Raw genomic sequence first — 19,290 nt, forward strand, 5'->3', positions numbered from 1 at the left:
CCACTGTCAGCCGCAACCGCTGATTTATCCATGCTTTATCATCTAAGTGGTTAAAAAATGAGCAACTTTGCGTAAGCCGCGTGAGACTAGCGGTGGCGACACCTTTCCATAGTTTATCCACAGCCTCTTGCAGGTTTTCTGTGAATCGGTGAATAACTCCATTGAGCACGCCTTTGAGTGGCAACTTACCCACAGAGTTGGGATAATGAACGCTAAATATGACCAACCCATAAGGTGCTTATGAGCGTCCATCAACAGCTTCAAACCGCGCTTCTTGAGCTTGAAGCCGCCATGAAGGCTGCTAATCTGTGGCGCACGCCCACCCCAGATGCGGCCGCTTTTGCCAGTCAGCAGCCTTTTTGTATTGATACCATGTCGCTGCCCCAGTGGGTGCGCTATGTCTTTGTTGCCCGCTTAAATGCACTTATTGAAGCCGAGGCTGCCATGCCCGCCAAGTGTGAAGTCGCTCCAGCGGTGGCGGCGTATTTAATGCAGGAGAAGGTAAGAGCAAGCGATCAGCTATTGGTAGTGAAAGCGGTGGAGCGTGTCGACAAGCTGGTCACAGAGAATTAACCACGCGAGTAAGGCAGACCAAATCAATGCCCAGAGGCAAGCTCTGGGCATTTTTTACGTGTTAGCGAAGGTGGGAGCTAGAAGCTAGAAGCTAGAAGCGGTAGCTCAAGCCTGCCATGACCACCATGGGGTCAATCTCGACGGTGCCCGCACCTGCGCCATTAATAGAGGCGTCGGTGTCGATGTCTAAGTACCAGGCAGCGGCGTTGAGTGCCCAGTGGTCATCAATGAGTAGATCAACACCAACTTGAGCGGCCGCGCCCCATGAGTCGTCTAGCTCAAGTTCGCCAATGGCGAGGCTCTCATCGGAGAAGCGCGTGTAGTTAATACCCGCACCCACGTAGGGCTGTACTTGAGAGTCGCTACCACCCAGTGGGTAATACTGTAGCGTTAGAGTGGGCGGCAGGAGCTTTGTTGATGCTAGGTTGTCACCGTTGAGTTCAATGTCATGCTCGAAAGGGAGCGCAGCCAGTAGCTCCACGCCCATTTTGTCGTGGAAACGGTAGCCCAGGGTGAAAGCGAAGTCGGTTTTATCCTGAGCATCGACCGCGAAGGCACCACCTGCGAGCGAGCCGTTGTCGCTTTTCGGCGCGATGTTGGCAACGCCAACGCGGGTAAAGAAATCGCCAGCGCCATAGGCAACGGCTTGGCTGCTAACTGCTAAGGTGGCAGCGGCAAGCCCAGTGGCGAGTAGGGTAGGCGGTGATAAATGGCGCATAGCGTCGCTCCTGACCGATAACATGGTGGGTGAGTGGTTTAAAGTTGTCGTAAACCATATAGCCAGTGTATCGAGCCAACGAGGGAGCGTTATTGACCTAGGGCAAAGAGCTGTGAACTGATAGGTTCAGCGCCTAGCAAGGTAAATATCTGAAGGGAGAAGGGGCTAAAGAAGGGGCTAAAAAAAGAGGAGGCTTAACGGGTTAACTGCAACCCGTTAAGCCTTAGGCTAATTAAGCGACGTTACGCTCGTTTAGCGTTCAATATGCTGATACTCGCCAGCATCGGCGGTTATGCTGCTTACTGCCAGGATGGCAATGAAGGAAGCGATAAAGCCCGGGATGATCTCGTAAACGCCAGGGCCACCCATGAAGGAGCCGTTCCAGCCCAGCGCAATCCAGATCATAACCGTGGCAGCACCCACCACCATACCGGCGATAGCACCTGCGCCGTTTGTACGCGACCACATCAGCGACAGAATAATCAGCGGGCCAAAGGCGGCACCAAAACCTGCCCAAGCGTTACTCACCAGCCCCAGCACTTGCGAGTTCGGGTCAGAGGCAATCACGGCTGCGATCAGACCCACTAGCACAACACTGACACGACCTACGGCCACACACTCTTTGTCTGTAGCTTCTTTACGCAGGAACAGGCGATAGAAGTCCTCGGTCAGTGATGAAGATGACACCAGCAGCTGGCTAGAAATAGTACTCATCACAGCAGCAAGCAGGGCCGCGTAGAGGAAGCCGGTGATCAGCGGATGGAACAGCAACTCAGCCAGGATGATAAAGATCGTTTCCGGGTCTTGGACTTCCATCCCATTGCGAACCGCATAGGCGCGACCAAAGATGCCGAGAGAGACCGCACCGATCAGGGAAATAGCCATCCAGCTCATGCCGATGTTGCGGGCAATCGGAACATCTTTCAGTGTACGGATAGCCATAAAGCGCACGATAATATGCGGCTGACCAAAATAGCCCAGGCCCCAGGTAACGGCAGAGAGCCACCCAATGAACGTCAACCCTTCAGTCCACGACAGCAGCGTGGGATCAACTTCATTGAGGGTCTGTGAGGCTTGAGTAAAGCCACCACCGCCTTCGCCAAACAGTACTACTGCTGGCATGATGACCAAAGCCAGCATCATGATGCAGCCTTGCACAAAGTCCGTCATGCTCACGGCCAAAAAGCCGCCAACCACGGTGTAGGCCAGCACCACGCCCAGCGTGATTACCACACCCACCGCGTAGTCGCTCATACCACCGATGTTGATAACGCCAGCAAAGGCGCTCTCAAACAGTTTGCCGCCTGCGACCAAGCCAGAAGCAGTGTAAACGGCGAAGAAAATCACGATGACGATAGCGGACACCGTTCTCAGCGACAGCGCCCGAGTGGGGAAGCGGTTGGCTAGGAAGGCTGGAATGGTAATCGCGTTACCATAGTGAACTGTCTGTTCACGAAGGCGCGGCGCGACCAGAATCCAGTTAAAGAGTGCGCCCACAAATAGGCCAATCCCGATCCAGGCCGAACCCAAGCCAGAGACGAACATCGCCCCTGGTAAACCCAGTAGCAGCCAGCCGCTCATATCCGACGCGCCAGCCGACAGGGCGGCTACTTTAGGGCTGAGGGTACGGCCACCCAGCATGTAATCCTCAGACGTAGATGTCGATTTGCGCATAGCATAAACGCCGATGGCAATCATGAGCGCAAAGTAGGCAAAAAGGCTGACCCAAACGCCAATATCCATAAAATATCTCCAATTCATCAGGACGGAGCTAGCTCCGACAGGTGCCTGCGCCGACCAAGTAACGTTGGCCGCCGCGCAGTCTTGTTGTTGTTAACCCCTTTTCGTACTCAAGTCGCTGACCCTAGCGAGTAACCGCTAGGGATGTCATTAGAGAGGTTATGGCTACGTTTATGTGCAATGTTCCCTATGCCCAGCACACGGCCTGGAGGGGCCGCGAATGTGAAGGCAATCGCTCTATTATTGTCAACCATGAGACGGTTCCTTTTCAGGAGTTCAGGTTAGTAGTATTGATGAGCCGTTCACTCATCGCCTAGCGCCAGAAGCGACGCGTTGCCACCCAGGGCGGCGGTGTTATTAGTAATCGTTTTTTCGGTCACAAAGCGCTGCAAATAGTGCGGCCCGCCTGCTTTAGGGCCAGTACCTGACAGCCCTTGGCCACCGAACGGCTGAACGCCAACAACAGCACCGATGATATTACGGTTGATATACACATTGCCTACCCGAATTTTCTGCGCTATTTCAGCGGCAAAGGATTCGTTACGGCTATGCACCCCAAATGTCAGGCCATAACCCCGGCCATTAATATCGTTGATCACCTTATCAAGCTCACGTGCTTTGAAGCGCACAATGTGCAGCACCGGGCCAAACTGCTCGCGCGTCAGGGCGTCAATACTGTCAATGGTAAAGGCGACCGGCGGTACAAAGGTGCCGTGCTGGGTGTGCTCGGCGGCCATCGGTGTTTCGGCTACTAAGCGGTTCTCGCCTTTGAGCTTCTCGATGTGCTCCATTAAGCCTTTACGGGCGTCTTCATCAATGACCGGGCCGACATCGGTACCCAGGTCACGAGGGTCGCCAATGCGCAGTTCGCTCATTGCCCCCTTGAGGATTTCGATAACGCGGTCAGCAACATCTTCCTGAAGGTAAAGCACCCGCAGGGCAGAGCAGCGCTGGCCAGCACTCTGGAAGGCAGACTGAATGACATCCACGACGACCTGCTCGGGCAGGGCGGTGGAGTCAACGATCATCGCGTTCATGCCGCCGGTTTCAGCGATCAGCGTGGGTAGCGGCGCGTTATCACGAGCGGCGAGAGCACGGTTAATAATTTGCGCTGTGTCGGTACCGCCGGTAAACACTACGCCGGTAATGCGCGGGTCAGAAGTCAGCACGCTGCCCACGGTAGGGCCGTCACCCGGCAGCAGCTGCACCACATCACGGGGCATACCGGCTTCGTATAGCAGCTCGATAACGCGGTGGGCGACAATAGAGGTCTGTTCAGCGGGTTTCGCCAGAACAGTGTTGCCTGCGACCGCAGCGGCAACGATTTGCCCGCAGAAGATGGCGACCGGGAAGTTCCAAGGGCTGATGGCGGCAAAAACACCTTTACCACCCATCATCAAGCGGTTGGATTCACCGGTCGGGCCAGGCAGTTCGATGGGTTCGCCAAACGACTCTTCAGCGCGCATGGCGTAGTAACGGCAGAAATCAACCGCTTCTTTGATTTCATCGACGCCGTCAGTGAGCAGCTTGCCGCCTTCACGGGAGCAGAGTGTCATCAGCTCCGCCATGTGCTCTTCCATCAGGTCGCCCAGCCGACGCACAATCGCTGCGCGCTCGGCTACGGGAGTCGCGTCCCAGCGCGGGAAGGCTTCCCAGGCAGCGTCGAGGGCTTTCGCTGCCTGCTCTTTGCTGGTCCACTGCACGCTGCCGACGGTTTGGCGGCGGTCGAAAGGCGAAGTGACGCTATGGGTATTGGCGCTATCGTCGGCCACATCAAACGCTAGCAGCGGCTTGGTGGGGTACTGCTTATCCATGAACGTCGCCATTTTCTCCATCAGCGGGTAGTAGTGGCTACGGATGTTTAAGTTGACCCCACGGGAGTTGCGACGCTTCGGCCCGTAGATGTCTTTTGGCAGCGGGATGCGCTTGTTGTAGAAGGTTTTTTGCTGGCGCAGTGTTTCGATGGGGTGCTGGCACAGCGACTCCACCGGCACGTCCGGGTCGACAATCTGGTGAACGAACGACGAGTTGGCACCGTTTTCCAACAGGCGGCGCACTAGGTAGGGCAGCAGGTCTTTATGCGCACCGACCGGCGCGTAAATGCGGCAGTAGGTGCCTTTAGGCGCACGCTCCAGGGCCGCATCATAAAGTGCTTCGCCCATGCCATGCAGGCGCTGGAATTCAAACGGCCGGCTGTCGTGGTTCGCCAGCTCCAGAATGGTGGTCACGGTGTGGGCGTTGTGCGTCGCAAACTGAGGGAAGATGCGGCCACGGGTGTCGTCAGACAGTAGGAACTGCGCGCAGGCCAAGTAGGCCACATCGGTACACGCCTTGCGGGTATAGACCGGGTAGCCATCGATACCAAGCTGCTGAGACTCTTTGATTTCGCTATCCCAATAAGCACCTTTTACTAGGCGTAGCGGAATTTCATCGCCTTGTTCATCCGCCAAGCGGTTGATGTAGTGCAGCACTGGCAGAGCACGCTTGGAGTATGCCTGAACCACTAGGCCAAAGTGGCCCCAGCCTTTGACGGCGTCGCTCTGGTAAATCGCGCGGAAGACTTCCAGAGAAAGCTCCAGACGGTCGACTTCTTCAGCGTCAATGGTCACCGCCACATCCAGCTCGCGCGCTTTGGTGACCAGTTGAATGACGGTATCTACCAGCTCGGCCAGTACCTGTTCGCGGCGGCCAAACTCATAGCGGGGGTGCAGGGCAGAGAGTTTGATGGAGACTGACGGTGCCGGGGTTTTGTCGCCCAGGGTCTGGCACGCTTTACCTACCTGCTCGATGGCGCGGGCGTAGTCGTCGAAGTAGCGCTTGGCATCGGCGCGAGTGCGCGCGGCCTCACCCAGCATATCGTAAGAGTAGGTATAGCCTTTATTGAATAGCGGCTTAGAGCGTTTCAGGGCTTCGTTAATATCGCGGCCAAGCACGAACTGCTTGCCCATGATTTTCATCGCTTCCATCATCGCCCGGCGAATCACCGGCTCGCCCATACGATTAACCATACGGTTAATAAAGTGGGCGGGCTGGCCCTCTTTCGGATGGTCCAGCTTCAGCACGCGGCCGGTCATCAGCAGGCCCCAGGTCGAGGCGTTGACCATCCACGACTCGCTCTTGCCTACATGGGACTGCCAATCCGCTGGGCCTAGCTTGTCTTCGATCAGCGCATCTGCGGTGGCTTTATCGGGAATACGCAGCATCGCCTCGGCAAGACACATCAGCATCAGCCCTTCGTGGGTATCCAGGCTGTACTGCTGAAGCAGCTCGTCGATGGTGTCGACGGCGGTGTCCATGTTGCGAACGTCGCGCACCAGCGCTGCCGTGTTGGCCTCAATGCGCGAAAAATCGTCTTGGTCGGCGTTGAGCAGTTTAATCAGCTCGCTGACGTAGGCATCTTCATCGACGATATAGTGTTCGCTGACACGCTGCATTAGCGTATCAAGGTCGGTTTGCCAGGTGGCAGGGTCACGCATTTTTTTAGCATTGAGCATTGAGGCCCCCGTAAGACAGGTCTGAAACGAACAGCTTGAACGAATAGCTGTGTCAGCTAGCGTTCAAAAAGTGGTGGCAGGGCAGATGCCCAGACTGACGTTCGAATGTAGAGCTAGCCGTCGTTAGGTGTATGTCGTTTTCGTGGCAAAACGTGTCAATTTCACGGCAAGCTGTGCCTATTTACGACTTTAGTAGAGTTGGGTGCGGCTCGCTAGCGGCAAACAACGCGACTTTTTTACTACATCCACCAACGTAATATCAGCGAGACGAGAGCACGCTTGCCCCTGCGGGGGTGGCTGAGGGTGATAACGCCGTTGAATGAGCCGTTGAACGATTGTTGGTATCTAAGGAGGGGCTGGCAAAGCCTTGGCGTAGCTGGCGCGGCGAGGCTCCGTAGCTGCGGCGAAACGCATGGGACAGCGCGCTCTGGTTGGCAAACCCTGTTTGTATGGCGATATCGGTAAGTGGCAAACGACTTTGCATGACCAACTGGCGTGCCGCGTGAAGCCGCTGCCGTCGTACATACTGCCAGGGGGAGAGGCCGGTTTGGGCGCGAAAACGCTCAGAAAAATGTGCTTCGCTCAGGCAGGCGAGCTTGGCCAGGTCGGCCACCCGCAGCTCATCGGCTAAGTGACGGCGGATAAACCGGTCAATCTGGTTAAGGTCAATGCGTCGCTGGGCAGCGCTCCCTGAGGCACCTAGGCGGGCTTTTAGCGAGCCTAACAGCGTGGCCGCTAGGCGGTCTTGCTGAAACGAGGTGGCAGAGTTGTCTAATCCCCGGGCCAGTTCGCTCTCGACAAAGGTAAGATAGTGGCGCAGCGGGCTGTCTAAGGCAAAAAAGCGCGGCGCATCAAATAGCGCCACCAATTCACGGTGCTCACCCGTCAAAGCGGGAGCATCTTCTGGTAAATCTAGAATCAACTGACGATTATGGCCGTTGCCAGAATAGTAGTGCTCGTGGTTAGCAGGCACGATGCAGCCGGAAAAAGCGTTTACACGGCCGCCCAACCCCTCGATTTCAAATTCAGAAGAGCCACATAGCGTGATCACTATCTGATGGAAGTCATGGGAGTGATGCTTCGTCGCCGTTTCCAGGGGTATTTGACGAATGGTACTCGGCATACGGTTCTCCTCGTCGCTGCTGCTCTGTTAGCGCTGACGAAGCGCTGTATGTGCCGCTAAATGATCACGTAATGCTTTTAGCTCCGCGTAACCCTCCTGGTTGAGGAGCGGCTTGCCCTGAGCAATCTGCCAGCGTCGCCCGTGTGTATCCATTAGGTGTGAGGCACGGCGGCGAACGTTGTCTAAATACTCATCATGGCGGATAGGGTAGCCAATCAGAGCATTCCACTCGGTCTCGCTGACCTTGCTCTCCAGCGCCTTATCAAACAGCGCGATCAGATCCTTGGGCTCGGTGCGGTAGCGAGGCGTTCCTGCGTTCATCAGCACCAGCAACACAGCCCCCATTACCAGTAAACAAACGCCAAACACCAGTAAGTAAAGTGCCATGCATAGCTCCTGGCCACATCAGGATAGACGCCAGCTTATGCGCCCAGTTGAGAATAGCCACCTAGTATACGCCTGCGCCTGCTGAGACGAAAATTTTAACCTTTTGCGAACTTTTTCTCTGCAGGGTGTCTGAGTATGTACAGACAACATCGCGATAGCAGTCGCTAATAGTGTTGTTCTGGCTATTGTTTTCGATCCCTTGCTTCCGCTGCTTGTTTCAAGCAGCGGTTTTTTTTGTAGGTACCTTTATTAGCATCATGCCGCAGGTGTTCAAGCGTCTAATGGCGGCGAATCATTAGTAAGGCCATCAAAATGTCCCGACGCGTGACGATGCCCACTAAGCGATGCTGTTCGACGACCGGATAAATTTTCGGTTTCGCGCCCAGCATTTCCTGCGCTAAATCGGTCACGCTTTTATTGGGGGAGGTAGTGAGCACGTCCTGACGCATTAACTCTCGGACCAACGGCGCTTCGTGGTCATGGTAAATGCTGTCGAGCACGTGCCCCAGAACATCCTGCTCAGAGATAAAGCCGATTAAGCGGTCAGCCGTATCCACCACCGGGGCGCCCGGCAAACGGTGCAGGGCAAGCCCTTGGGCAAGGGTAGTGATAGACGTTTCTCTAGAGACGCGGTAGCAGTCGCGGGACATAATATCGCGTACGGTATCCGGGATTTTTTTATTCATTGGAGCACTCCTTAACGTGATCGACAGGCCACTGCCGATTCTCTTACTGTAGGTGATTTAACTCACCCTGTGCTGACCCCATACTGTCTCTATTCAACGCTTTGCCAATTTTTCAAGCCCGCTTCAAATGCTGTGAGGAGTCGTTATGGATGCTCGTGAATATCTGAACCGTAAAGGCGTTGGCCTAGATCGAGACCCTGACAGGCCCAATACGCTGGAAGAGAAAGCCTGGGAGCGTGCCCGTGGCGCAGGCAGTCATCGGCCCAACTCGGGGACACCCTACGACTGGGAAGATTGGGAGCGCTACCACGACGACTTGGCAGAGGGCGCAGACACCCTAGAGCAAAAAATAGATAAAGAGGCGCACCGTAAAGCGCTTGCCCATGAAAAGGAGCAGGCCGAGAAAGCACAAGCGGCCGTTGGGCACTTTACCCCCTCAGCGAAGCCTATAGCCCCTGAAGAAAAAACTTCACCAGAACCACCCGCCACACCCGCGAAAGAACCTGCCAACTTACAGCTAGCTTATCGCGCCCTGGCCGTGCTGCTACCGCCCTTAGCCGTTGGTTTAACCGAAGGCGGGGCCCAGCGTGTATTAATCAGTGTCGTGCTGACACTAATAGGTTGGTTGCCCGGTGTTGTCTATGCACTTGTTTGGCTGAATAAACGGTAAAAACCGCCTTACGCTTTTGGCCCATTGGCAGGGGATTCTAAAGGCGTATAATCCCCGTCAACTTTCTTTTTGCTTGGGGTTTACTGATGGGCTATTTGGTTGGCGTAACGGCGCTCTGGGCGTTTTCGTTCTCTTTAATTGGTGTGTATTTGGCGGGTCAGGTTGATAGCTACTTTGCCGTGCTGGTCCGCGTGACCCTGGCAATGCTGGTGTTCCTACCTTTTCTGCGCCCAAGCCTGCTGCGCGGTAAGCAGCGCTTGGCATTGATGGCGCTGGGCGCGATCCAGTTAGGCATCATGTACACCTTCTTTTATCACTCCTTCTTGCTACTCTCCGTGCCTGAGGTGCTGCTGTTTACCATCTTTACGCCGGTGTATATCGCGTTGTTGGATGACCTGATGTTCAAACGCTTTACGCCGATCTATTTGGTAACAGCTATTTTGGCAGTACTAGGCGCCGGGGTGATTCGTTATGACGGCATCGACAGCGGCTTCTGGCTCGGCTTTTTGGTCGTGCAGGGCGCTAACCTATGTTTCGCCATCGGCCAAGTCGGTTACCGCCGCCTAGCGGCAGACCTGCCGCCCACTCTTGCTTGGCATAACGTGTTTGGCTGGTTCTTTATCGGGGCTATGCTGGTAGCGCTGCCTGCCTTCTTGCTGTTTGGTAATAGCGCCGCGCTGCCATCCACCACTCTGCAGTGGGGCGTATTGGCGTGGCTGGGGCTGGTGGCATCGGGTGTTGGCTATTTTGCCTGGAACCAAGGGGCAACCAAGGTAGATGCGGGCACCCTGGCGATTATGAACAATGCGCTGGTGCCGGCTGGTTTGGTCGTTAACCTGGTGATTTGGAACCGCGATGCTGATGTGGGCAAACTGCTTTTGGGGGCGGCGATCATGGGCGCTTCGCTGTGGCTAAACCACTGGTGGCTGCAGCGTCGCAAGGTGGCGGCTGCCTAAGCTAAACCGCTGATTTTTCCCGGTGCGGAAGGCTTATCTCTGGCGCACCGGGTGATTTGCTCGATACTGTCTTCCTCTCCATAATGTGGGCTGATGCTAGCGAGAGTCGCCCATGTCTAATACCCCATCGTCAGGTTCCAACCCCGGTAGCCTTAGTCACCCAGTGAAGCCGTTCAAGACGATTGGCTTGATTGGCCGCTTAGGCAGCGACAAAGTTGTCGACTCGCTTCAACGCTTGGTCCGTTACTTAACGGAGCATGACTATAAGGTACTCATCGAAGACCGCACCGCCACGGCGCTGCCCCAACACGGCTTACCTGAAGCTAGCCGCCGCATGTTGGGTGAACTGTGCGATTTAGTGATTGTGGTGGGCGGCGATGGCAGCTTGTTAGGCGCTGCACGCACCCTGTGCCGCAGTGGTACGCTGATTCTAGGCGTCAATCGCGGGCGGCTGGGCTTCTTAACCGATATTTCTCCCGATGAGTTAGAGACCCGGGTAGGCGAAGTGCTGGCGGGGGAGTTTGAGGTTGAAGAGCGCTTCTTGCTGGATGCCGTGCTCTACCGCAATGGGGTCGCCGTAGGAAATGGCGACGCGCTTAACGAAGTTGTGGTGCACCCCGGTAAAGCGGTCCGCATGATTGAGTTTGAACTGTTTATCGATGGGCAGTTTGTCTACAGCCAGCGCAGCGATGGGCTGATTGTCGCCACTCCAACCGGCTCTACCGCCTATGCGCTTTCCGGTGGTGGGCCGATTATGCACCCTAAGTTGGATGTGGTGACGCTGGTGCCGATGTTCCCGCACACGCTCTCCAGTCGGCCCATTGTGATTGATGCGGCCAGCGAAATACGCATTCATATTGGCGAAACCAATCAGACCTACCCCCATATTAGCTGTGACGGGCAAACCCGCGCGGTGGCCAAGCCTGACGATGTCTTGGTTATCACCCGTAAGCCGGAGCGCGTTCAATTAGTGCATCCCATTGGGCACAACTTCTATGACGTGCTGCGCAGTAAACTCGGCTGGAGCCACCGGCTAGGGGATTAATATGGAGGGTTACGACTTAATTGGTGATATCCACGGCTGCGGTGCCACGCTAGCGGCACTACTGGAAAAGCTTGGCTACCACCAGCGCGGCGGTGTTTATCGCCACCCGCGGCGCAAAGTAATTTTTTTGGGCGACCTGATTGATCGCGGGCCACGTATTCGCTTGGCGGTCACGATTGCACGGCGCATGGTAGAGGCGGGCGAAGCGCATATTGTGATGGGCAATCACGAGTATAACGCGTTGGCCTATACCCATCCCGCGCCCTCTGGCAGCCACAAGCGCTGGCTGCGCGAACATACCCCGCGCCACAACCGCATTATTCAAGACACTCTTGATCAGTATCGCCACCATACCAACGAGTGGGAAGACACGCTGGCCTGGTTCAAAACCATTCCGCTGTTTCTAGAGCTAGACGGTATTCGCGTGGTACACGCGTGTTGGGATGATGCGCTGATCAGCGAGCTCAAGCAGCGCTTACCGACTGCCCGAATGGATGATCAGTTTCTGGTAGAGTCCAACGACCCAGGCTCCCAGGCGTATCGAATACTTGATCGTCTTACCCGTGGCCCCCATATCCGGTTACCAAAAGGTGTCGCGATTCACTCGGGGGACGGTTTTACCCGACAAAGCTTTCGCGCCCACTTTTGGGCAGCTAACCCGCAGCAGTGGGGAGATGTGGTATTTCAGCCAGATAACCTGCCCGGCGATTTGGAAGCGCGACCACTCACCGACAGTGAGCGAGAGCGGCTAAGTTATTACGGCCCAGAGCAGCCGCCGCTATTTATTGGCCACTACTGGTGCGAAGGAATTCCCGCCCTGCCTGCCGCAAATATCGCCTGCTTGGATTACAGCGCCGTAAAGTTTGGCCGTTTGGTTGCCTATCGTTGGAGCGGTGAAACCCAGTTGAACGCTGATCATTTCGTATGGATTCAAGTACCTAAAGAGGAGCGTGCGCTGCCCAAACCCTGGGAAATAGATTTTGATTAAGCGTGCTGTGGATGATTTACAAATGGTTACATAATTTTTGCAAAACTGCTGAACTAATCTAGCTGCCGGCTATCAGAGTAAGTGTTCCCTTGAATGATCCCTTGCTTTTATCCGGCGGCCCCCTCCGCCGGATTTTTTTGTTTATCCTTTGGTAAAGCGGCGCTAAAGCGCGACCACCACTTGGATAGAAGGGAGATGCCATGCATCCAGTCATGCTCTTACCCGCGGGCGCAGACACACAGGCACTGCGCAAAGCGTTATGGCACTACCGTATTGGCCACCGGATCACCGACGAAGCGGACGGCCAGCTGCTCTGGGTGGCCGACCCCCGCCAACATGAAGAGTTACGTACCCTGGTTAGCCGCTGGGAGCGAGGCGAACCGCTGATTCTTGAAGCTACCCGGCCCAAACGCCCGCCTGCGGCCCACAGCCTTGCTGCCACGCTACGCCAAGTGCCGGTCACGGCGTTAATGATCGGCGTGAGCCTGCTGGTATTTGCCCTAAGCGGCATTTTCGGCGATCTGCTAATTGTGGCGCTCACCATTGTGCCGGTGGGTATCTCCGGCGGCCAATTGGTATATGGGTCGCTGGCAGACACCGTGATGGGGGGGCAGGTATGGCGGCTGTTATCGCCTGCATTTCTGCACTTTGGCTGGATGCACCTGATTTTCAACCTGATGTGGGTGTGGTACTTCGGACGGCAAATCGAGCTGCGCCAAGGCAGTAAAACGATGCTGCTCCTGCTTCTCGTCGCCGGTATCGGTGCCAACTTGGCGCAATACGTGACCGGAACGGTGCTGTTTGGCGGTATGTCCGGCGTGGTCTATGCGCTATTGGGCCACGTGTGGCTCATGTCCCGCCGTGCCCCGAACAGTGGCTTTTTCGTGCCGCAAATGCTGGTGGTGTTTATGCTCGGCTGGATGGTGTTCACCATGACCGATATCGCCAGTACCGTCGGCTTTGGCAACGTGGCCAATGAAGCCCACCTGGGCGGGCTGCTCGTGGGGCTCGCCACGGGCTGGTATTATTCCTCCAAACGTAGCAAAGCCTAACGCCGCCAATTTGAAAGCAGCAAATACTTGAGGTGCTAACCGTGAGCGATATGACCTTCGATAAAATGATCAGCCAGATGACGCCTGCGATTTATGAAAGCCTTAAGCAAGGGGTGTCGCTACGCAAATGGCCTGACGGCCGCCGCTTAACGCCGGAGCAAACCGAGCTGTGTTTGGAAGCTGTCATGCGTTATGAAGTTGAAAACAATGTACCGGAAGAGAACCGCGTAGGTTATTTGGAGCGGCGTACCTGCGGGGCAGGTGCGACGGGCGCAGGCGTTAGCCCAGAAATGGCGGGCCTTGGCCGGGATGCCACGCGTGACTGATTTGTTAATCCCCGAGGTCTCTCCCGTTAAAGGGTGTTTGCAAAAAATGGCGGCGGCACTGCCTAGCCGCCAAGACGAGCAAGTAGTTTACCATCTGTGCGCTGGTGAGCATCGGGTGGCGTTGAATGAGCGTATTGGCTCCCCCATGCGCCTTGCATGGAGCGGTGCTATTGCCTGTACCCACTGCGGTCGGGCAACCAAAAAAAGCTTTGCACAAGGCTACTGCTACCCTTGCTTTAAGCGATTGGCGCAGTGCGATACCTGCATCATGAAGCCAGAGTCCTGCCACTACTACCAAGGCACCTGCCGCGAGCCGGAGTGGGGCGAGGCGCACTGCTTTCAGCCCCACATCGTTTATCTGGCTAACTCTTCCGGTTTGAAGGTGGGCATTACTCGCAAAACCCAAATGCCCACCCGCTGGTTGGATCAAGGCGCTATTCAGGCGCTGCCGATTCTCGAAGTGAATACCCGCCAGCAGTCCGGGTTCGTCGAGATGCTCTTCAAAGAGCAGGTGGCCGACCGCACCAACTGGCGTGCCATGTTAAAAGGTGAGGTAGAACCACTCGACCTGCGCGCTGAGCGTGATCGCTTGTTGAGTAAACTGGCAGACGGCTTGGGTCAGCTACGCAGTGTTCACGGCGAGGATGCCATCCGCACGTTGGACGAAGCGCCTTTGCAGTTCGACTATCCTGTGGCTGCGTTTCCCCGCAAAGTAGTCTCTCATAATTTTGATAAGCAGCCGCTGGTTGAAGGCATCCTTCAGGGCGTGAAAGGGCAGTATCTCATGTTCGATACGGGTGTGATAAATCTACGTAAATTCACAGGTTACGAGATTTCGGTGGAGTGAAACTTGGCGTTTTGCCTAGCCAGAATGGCATCGGTTGACTAAGGTTATCAGGGTCACAATAGACTCTGCCCTAGTAACGCAAGGAAGCCTCGATGCCATGGCTAAAACTGCTGCACATCGCCGCGCTGGTCATTTGGTGCGGCGCTCTTCTTTATTTGCCTGCACTTTTATTACAGGCGCTTCAGCTACGTAAAGATGCGGGCTTCGCTCAGGGCACGCCGCCCATGCCGCGTTTTTTTTATAACTCCATTGCTACCCCGGCGGCACTCGCTGCGATTGCCTCAGGCACGCTGCTATTTCTGTTACATGGCCTGTTAGGCGGCTGGTTGATCTTAAAGCTGGGGGCCGTGGTGTTAATGGTAGCTGCCCACGGCTGTTTTGGCTGGCTTATCCTGCGCCTGGAAATGGGAATTTTTAAAGGGGTGAAGGCAGCCAGCCTGTGTGCGCTGCTGCTGGCGCTGGTGGGCATCTTTGGCGTGCTAGGGTTTGTGCTCTCTAAACCGCTGGAGTGGAGCTAGCTCAATGGCCAATATCCAATTACGGGCTGCCATTGAGCCGCTCGGGTTACTATTCTACTTCAACGCCCACCGCGTGCTCGTACACCAGTTGGCCACCGAGCCACCCGGCCAGCGCAATCAAGCCGGCCGTTACCAGCGAGATGGTCAACCCCCACGGCAGCACCGCACTGGGCTCAGTGAAACGCAGCAGCCAGTTCAGCGACGCCAGAGAGAGCATGACCACAGCCACAATGGCGTGGCTCCAGCCAGTAATCAGTCGACGGATGCGTGCTACCGAGACCAAGTCAATAATGCCTGCCACCGACGCAATCCAGCCGCCAAACGCGCCAACACCCGCCAGCCAAAGCCCGCCGCGCAACCAAAACGTATCTTGGGTATACCAGTAGGCGATATCGCAAGCGACCAGTGCCATCAGCGCCGCTACCGGGAAGTGAATCATTACCGGATGGAGTGGATGGCCCGCCAGCGACGCGCGGCTTTTGATCGAGCGTTGGGGAGTAGGTGTCATCGTCACTTCCTGTGGTTAGACAAAGCAAAACAGTCGGACAGATCAACTGCACTTCAGGGAAAACGCTAATGAGGGAACGCAATAGCGCTACGTCCGCCATCATGTCGTGTTTAACATCGCGACGAGCCCGTCAAGCCGCCTGCTGGCTAGGGCTTAGCCTGCTGCTCAGTGTCGCGGGCTGTACTGGCGACAGATCTATCTTAGACCCTGCAGGCCCCGCCGCGCGAGACGTTCGGTTAATTTGGTGGGTAATGCTGGGCTTTGCCACCATCGTGCTGATTGGTGTCACCGTGGTTTGGCTGTACGCCTTCAAGCCGCGCAACGTGGAGCGCACGCCTGCCCAAGAACGACGCATTGCCCGGCGTTGGATTATTGGTGGAGGCCTTGTGTTGCCGATCACCAGTGTGACTGCACTGCTGATGTTTGGGGTGCCCGCCGGGCAGCGCATGCTGCCGCTCCCGCTAGGCGAGCCGCCTGAAGTGATTGAAGTGATCGGCCACCAATGGTGGTGGGAGGTACGCTACCCAGGCGCCGAAGGCGGCGAAGTCGTCACCGCTAACCAGCTCGTCATGCCCGCCGGGGAGCCGGTGGATTTTCATGTGAGCGGGGCGGATGTCATTCACGCGTTTTGGGTGCCGCGCCTGGGCGGCAAAATCGACATGCTGCCAGGAAGGGTGAATAAAATCCGCCTGGAAGCCGATGAGCCCGCCGTATTTGGTGCCCAGTGTGCCGAGCTGTGCGGGGTGGGCCATGCCCATATGCATTTGTACGTCGAAGCCGTGCCTCGTGAAGCATTCGATGCATGGCTGGCAGCTCGCCAAGACGCAGAACTAAGCGAATTAGCGACCCAAGATTCAGCCCACGATAGCGCAAGAGAGGCCTTTGCGACCCACTGCGCGAGCTGCCATCGAGTGGCTGGCGTCAGCCAGGGCGATGTAGGGCCGAACCTCTCGGATATCGGTAGCCGCACGATGCTGGGTGCCGGTGTGATGGCCATGGAAGAGGGCGCGGTGAGCCAGTGGCTGCAGCAGCACCAAACGCTGAAGCCGGGCAATAAAATGCCCGCCCACGACGATATTGATAAGGACACCTTGGATGCCCTGGGTGCTTGGCTGGAGACCTTGACCCCATGAAGAGCGTGAATCAAGAGGCGGTAGAGCAGGACCCGCAGCAACTACACGAAGACCTACATGACATTTGGGGCAACCCGAAAGGGCTAAAGGCCCTCACCATCGTGAACCATACAACGCTCGGTCTGCGTTTTATGATCACCGGGATGGTGTTTTTCCTGATTGGCGGCATTCTCGCCATGCTAGTGCGCACCCAACTGGCGATGCCCGACCAGGACTTTATGTCGCCGGAGATCTATAACCAAGTCACCACCATGCACGGCACGGTGATGATGTTTCTGTTCGCCATCCCTATGCTGGAGGGGCTGGCGATTTACCTGATCCCTAAAATGATTGGTGCCCGTGACTTGGTGTGCCCACGGCTAACGTCGCTGGGTTATTTCTGCTACCTGTTTGGCGGGATTATCCTCACCTCCAGCCTAATTATTGAGATGGCGCCTTCAAGCGGCTGGTTTATGTATACGCCGCTGAGCAGTAAAGAGTTTGCCCCGGATTTGGGCTCTGATTTTTGGCTGCTGGGCATCACCTTTGTGGAGATATCGGCGCTCTCGGCGGGGGTGGAGCTGGTGGTGTCTATCTTACGCACCCGCACTCAGGGCATGGCGCTGCATAAGATGCCGCTGTTTGCGTGGTATATCCTCGCCATGGCGCTAATGATCGTGGTGGGCTTCCCACCGCTGATCTTGGGCAGCGTGTTGTTAGAACTCGAGCGCGCGGTCGGCATGCCGTTCTTCCAAGTTGCGGGCGGCGGCGATCCAGTGTTATGGCAGCATCTTTTCTGGCTGTTTGGCCACCCAGAGGTGTACATCATCTTTCTGCCTGCTGCCGGGATTATTTCGACGCTGATTCCCGTGTTTGCCGGGCGGCCCATCGTGGGATACGGCTGGGTAGTGGCAGCGATCACCATTATGGGCTTTATCAGCTTTGGGCTATGGGTTCACCACATGTTCACCATTGGCATTCCGCAGCTGGCCCAGGCGTTTTTCTCGGCGGCCAGTATGCTAGTGGCCGTGCCCACGGCGATTCAGGTGTTTGTCTGGATAGCCACGCTCTGGCTTGGCAAACCCAAAATGAAGCTGCCCATGCTGTGGGTGATGGGCTTTTTAATTATCTTTGTGTGTGGTGGGTTAACCGGCGTCATGCTGGCGCTGGTGCCGTTTAACTGGCAGGTGCACGACACCCACTTTGTAGTGGCTCACATGCACTACGTGCTGGTGGGGGGCATGTTCTTCCCGCTGATCGCCGGGCTTTACTATTGGTTGCCGCTCTTCTCCGGGCGAATGCCCTCCGAAAACCTGGGGCGCTGGGGGTTTTGGCTTACTTTCCTGGGCTTTAACGGCACCTTCTTGATTATGCACTGGACCGGGCTGCTCGGTATGCCCCGGCGGATTTACACCTATGAAGCAGGGTCGGGCTGGGAGATTTTTAACCTGCTCTCGTCGATCAGCAGCTTTGTGCTCTCGGCAGGGATTGCCATGGTGCTGCTGGATATCGCGCTGCACTTTCGGTTTGGCAAGCCTGCCAAGCATAACCCCTGGAATGCCGATACGCTGGAGTGGGCCAACACCATGCCGCCCAGCGCCTATAACTTTGTCAGCCTTCCCAATGTCGAAACCCGCCACCCGTTGTGGGATGACCCAAATCTGCCTCATACCATGGCCGAGGGTAAGCACTCGTTGGCGGTGGCTTCCCACGGCAGAAGGGAGATGTGGGGCACCGATCCAATTTCAGGCAAGGTGCGCGAGATTATCCACCTGCCCGGTAACTCCTGGTGGCCGCTGTTTGCCGCTGCCGCGCTGGCGGTGGTGTGCCTGAGCCTGCTGACCAAGGTGTACGCGTTGGCAGGCGTGTTCGTGATGATTGCCGGTATCTTTCTGCTGCGCTGGTCCTGGGAGAACGGTGCCCACCCCAAGGCGGCACCGGATGCAGGCGTCAAACCCGGCGACCCACCGCTTCACTCGCGCACCATGGATGGCCCCGGCCTCTGGGCGATGGGTGTTTTTCTGATCGCCAACGGATCGTTTTATCTCTCTTACCTGTTTGGCTGGTTCTACCTTTGGACCGTTTCACCGCAATGGCAGATGCCAGAGTCGCCGCCGCTATCGCTCATATTAATGGGTGCAGCTGGCGTAGCGGTTTTAGCCGGTTGTGGTGTGATGGAAAAGCTGGTACGTGGGCTGCGCCAGCAGCGTGACGCCGGGCTAGGTGCAGGCTTCTATTTAGCCGCTGCGTTAGGCGCACTACAAGTGGGGCTAACGGGCTGGGCGCTGTGGCAAGCCGAGCTTGCTCCCACACAAACCTCCCACGATGCGGTGATGCTGGTCGGCCTTGTCTACGCTCTGTTCCACGGCGGTTTAGCGGTCGTCTTGACCGTGCTTCAAGGCCTGCGTGTGGGCTATGGCTATGTGGGCGCTCATGCTCCCTTCGAGCCGGGCGTAGTAGCCCTGCTATGGCGCTATAACGTGGTCACCTTTGGGCTGCTCATAGGGGCGCTAGCGGTGCTGCCCCGCGTGTTAGGAGGGTAGGGCG

The 19,290-nt window shown here is 56.4% G+C and carries 18 protein-coding genes; 11 read left to right on the forward strand and 7 right to left on the reverse strand.

Translation table 11 applies throughout. The features are described 5' to 3' along the window. The first annotated feature begins 240 nt into the window (after positions 1-240). On the forward strand, positions 241-573 hold the full coding sequence (locus BMY49_RS08870; protein WP_044629756.1) for a YqcC family protein: 333 nt from the start codon (positions 241-243) through the stop codon (positions 571-573). A 91-nt stretch (positions 574-664) separates the two neighbouring features. Here the strand turns inward: BMY49_RS08870 and BMY49_RS08875 are convergent, their stop codons facing one another. From BMY49_RS08875 to BMY49_RS08900, 6 genes are all read right to left on the reverse strand, one after another. Then, entirely contained in the window at positions 665-1,291 is a 627-nt protein-coding gene (locus BMY49_RS08875; RefSeq protein WP_062375358.1) for an OmpW/AlkL family protein, read from the reverse strand. A gap of 252 nt (positions 1,292-1,543) precedes the next feature. Further along, positions 1,544-3,034 carry a sodium/proline symporter PutP gene (gene putP, locus BMY49_RS08880; RefSeq protein WP_044629754.1) on the reverse strand — a complete coding sequence of 497 codons (1,491 nt, stop codon included), beginning with the start codon at positions 3,032-3,034 and terminating at the stop codon, positions 1,544-1,546. A 299-nt stretch (positions 3,035-3,333) separates the two neighbouring features. Continuing rightward, the gene (gene putA / locus BMY49_RS08885) at positions 3,334-6,525 is read right to left on the reverse strand and encodes a bifunctional proline dehydrogenase/L-glutamate gamma-semialdehyde dehydrogenase PutA (RefSeq protein ID WP_089675404.1); all 3,192 of its coding nucleotides are present in this window, start codon (positions 6,523-6,525) and stop codon (positions 3,334-3,336) included. A 259-nt stretch (positions 6,526-6,784) separates the two neighbouring features. After that, positions 6,785-7,648: an AraC family transcriptional regulator gene (locus BMY49_RS08890; RefSeq protein ID WP_044629752.1), complete on the reverse strand. Its 864-nt coding sequence runs from the start codon at positions 7,646-7,648 to the stop codon at positions 6,785-6,787. Positions 7,649-7,675: 27 nt separating this feature from the next. Further along, positions 7,676-8,035 carry a hypothetical protein gene (locus BMY49_RS08895; RefSeq protein WP_044629751.1) on the reverse strand — a complete coding sequence of 120 codons (360 nt, stop codon included), beginning with the start codon at positions 8,033-8,035 and terminating at the stop codon, positions 7,676-7,678. 278 nt (positions 8,036-8,313) lie between these two features. After that, entirely contained in the window at positions 8,314-8,721 is a 408-nt protein-coding gene (locus BMY49_RS08900; RefSeq protein WP_044629750.1) for a CBS domain-containing protein, read from the reverse strand. Positions 8,722-8,866: 145 nt separating this feature from the next. On the opposite strand from BMY49_RS08900, the gene BMY49_RS08905 reads away from it, so the two are divergent. The 8 genes from BMY49_RS08905 (at position 8,867) to BMY49_RS08940 (ending at position 15,123) form a co-directional block, all read left to right on the forward strand. Further along, positions 8,867-9,391: a YqaE/Pmp3 family membrane protein gene (locus BMY49_RS08905; RefSeq protein WP_044629749.1), complete on the forward strand. Its 525-nt coding sequence runs from the start codon at positions 8,867-8,869 to the stop codon at positions 9,389-9,391. Positions 9,392-9,477: 86 nt separating this feature from the next. After that, positions 9,478-10,347: a carboxylate/amino acid/amine transporter gene (locus BMY49_RS08910; protein WP_044629748.1), complete on the forward strand. Its 870-nt coding sequence runs from the start codon at positions 9,478-9,480 to the stop codon at positions 10,345-10,347. A gap of 112 nt (positions 10,348-10,459) precedes the next feature. Further along, a complete protein-coding gene (locus tag BMY49_RS08915; protein ID WP_058578318.1) occupies positions 10,460-11,392 on the forward strand; it encodes an NAD(+) kinase in 933 nt (310 codons plus the stop codon). Between the two features lies 1 nt (position 11,393). Further along, complete coding sequence (locus tag BMY49_RS08920) at positions 11,394-12,380, forward strand: metallophosphoesterase (protein ID WP_058578319.1); 987 nt, start codon at positions 11,394-11,396, stop codon at positions 12,378-12,380. Between the two features lie 200 nt (positions 12,381-12,580). Beyond that, positions 12,581-13,432, forward strand: coding sequence for a rhomboid family intramembrane serine protease (locus tag BMY49_RS08925; protein WP_044630635.1), 852 nt, complete (start codon positions 12,581-12,583; stop codon positions 13,430-13,432). Between the two features lie 41 nt (positions 13,433-13,473). Continuing rightward, positions 13,474-13,758 carry a YeaC family protein gene (locus BMY49_RS08930; protein WP_058578321.1) on the forward strand — a complete coding sequence of 95 codons (285 nt, stop codon included), beginning with the start codon at positions 13,474-13,476 and terminating at the stop codon, positions 13,756-13,758. Further along, positions 13,742-14,605: a DUF2797 domain-containing protein gene (locus BMY49_RS08935; protein ID WP_371827824.1), complete on the forward strand. Its 864-nt coding sequence runs from the start codon at positions 13,742-13,744 to the stop codon at positions 14,603-14,605. The genes BMY49_RS08930 and BMY49_RS08935 overlap by 17 nt, the downstream gene beginning before the upstream one ends. A gap of 92 nt (positions 14,606-14,697) precedes the next feature. Next, complete coding sequence (locus BMY49_RS08940; protein ID WP_044630638.1) at positions 14,698-15,123, forward strand: CopD family protein; 426 nt, start codon at positions 14,698-14,700, stop codon at positions 15,121-15,123. A 49-nt stretch (positions 15,124-15,172) separates the two neighbouring features. Here BMY49_RS08940 and BMY49_RS08945 read toward each other — a convergent pair whose 3' ends face one another. Continuing rightward, positions 15,173-15,631, reverse strand: a complete 459-nt coding sequence (locus tag BMY49_RS08945; RefSeq protein ID WP_044630639.1) for a DUF2231 domain-containing protein — start codon at positions 15,629-15,631, stop codon at positions 15,173-15,175. Between the two features lie 68 nt (positions 15,632-15,699). Between BMY49_RS08945 and coxB the strand changes: the two genes are divergently transcribed. Next, positions 15,700-16,764 carry a cytochrome c oxidase subunit II gene (gene coxB, locus BMY49_RS08950; RefSeq protein WP_089675406.1) on the forward strand — a complete coding sequence of 355 codons (1,065 nt, stop codon included), beginning with the start codon at positions 15,700-15,702 and terminating at the stop codon, positions 16,762-16,764. After that, the gene (gene ctaD, locus BMY49_RS08955; RefSeq protein WP_089675407.1) at positions 16,761-19,286 is read left to right on the forward strand and encodes a cytochrome c oxidase subunit I; all 2,526 of its coding nucleotides are present in this window, start codon (positions 16,761-16,763) and stop codon (positions 19,284-19,286) included. Before coxB ends, ctaD begins: the two co-directional genes overlap by 4 nt. Positions 19,287-19,290 lie beyond the last annotated feature (4 nt).

This window comes from Vreelandella aquamarina (assembly GCF_900110265.1).
Classification (GTDB): domain Bacteria; phylum Pseudomonadota; class Gammaproteobacteria; order Pseudomonadales; family Halomonadaceae; genus Vreelandella; species Vreelandella aquamarina.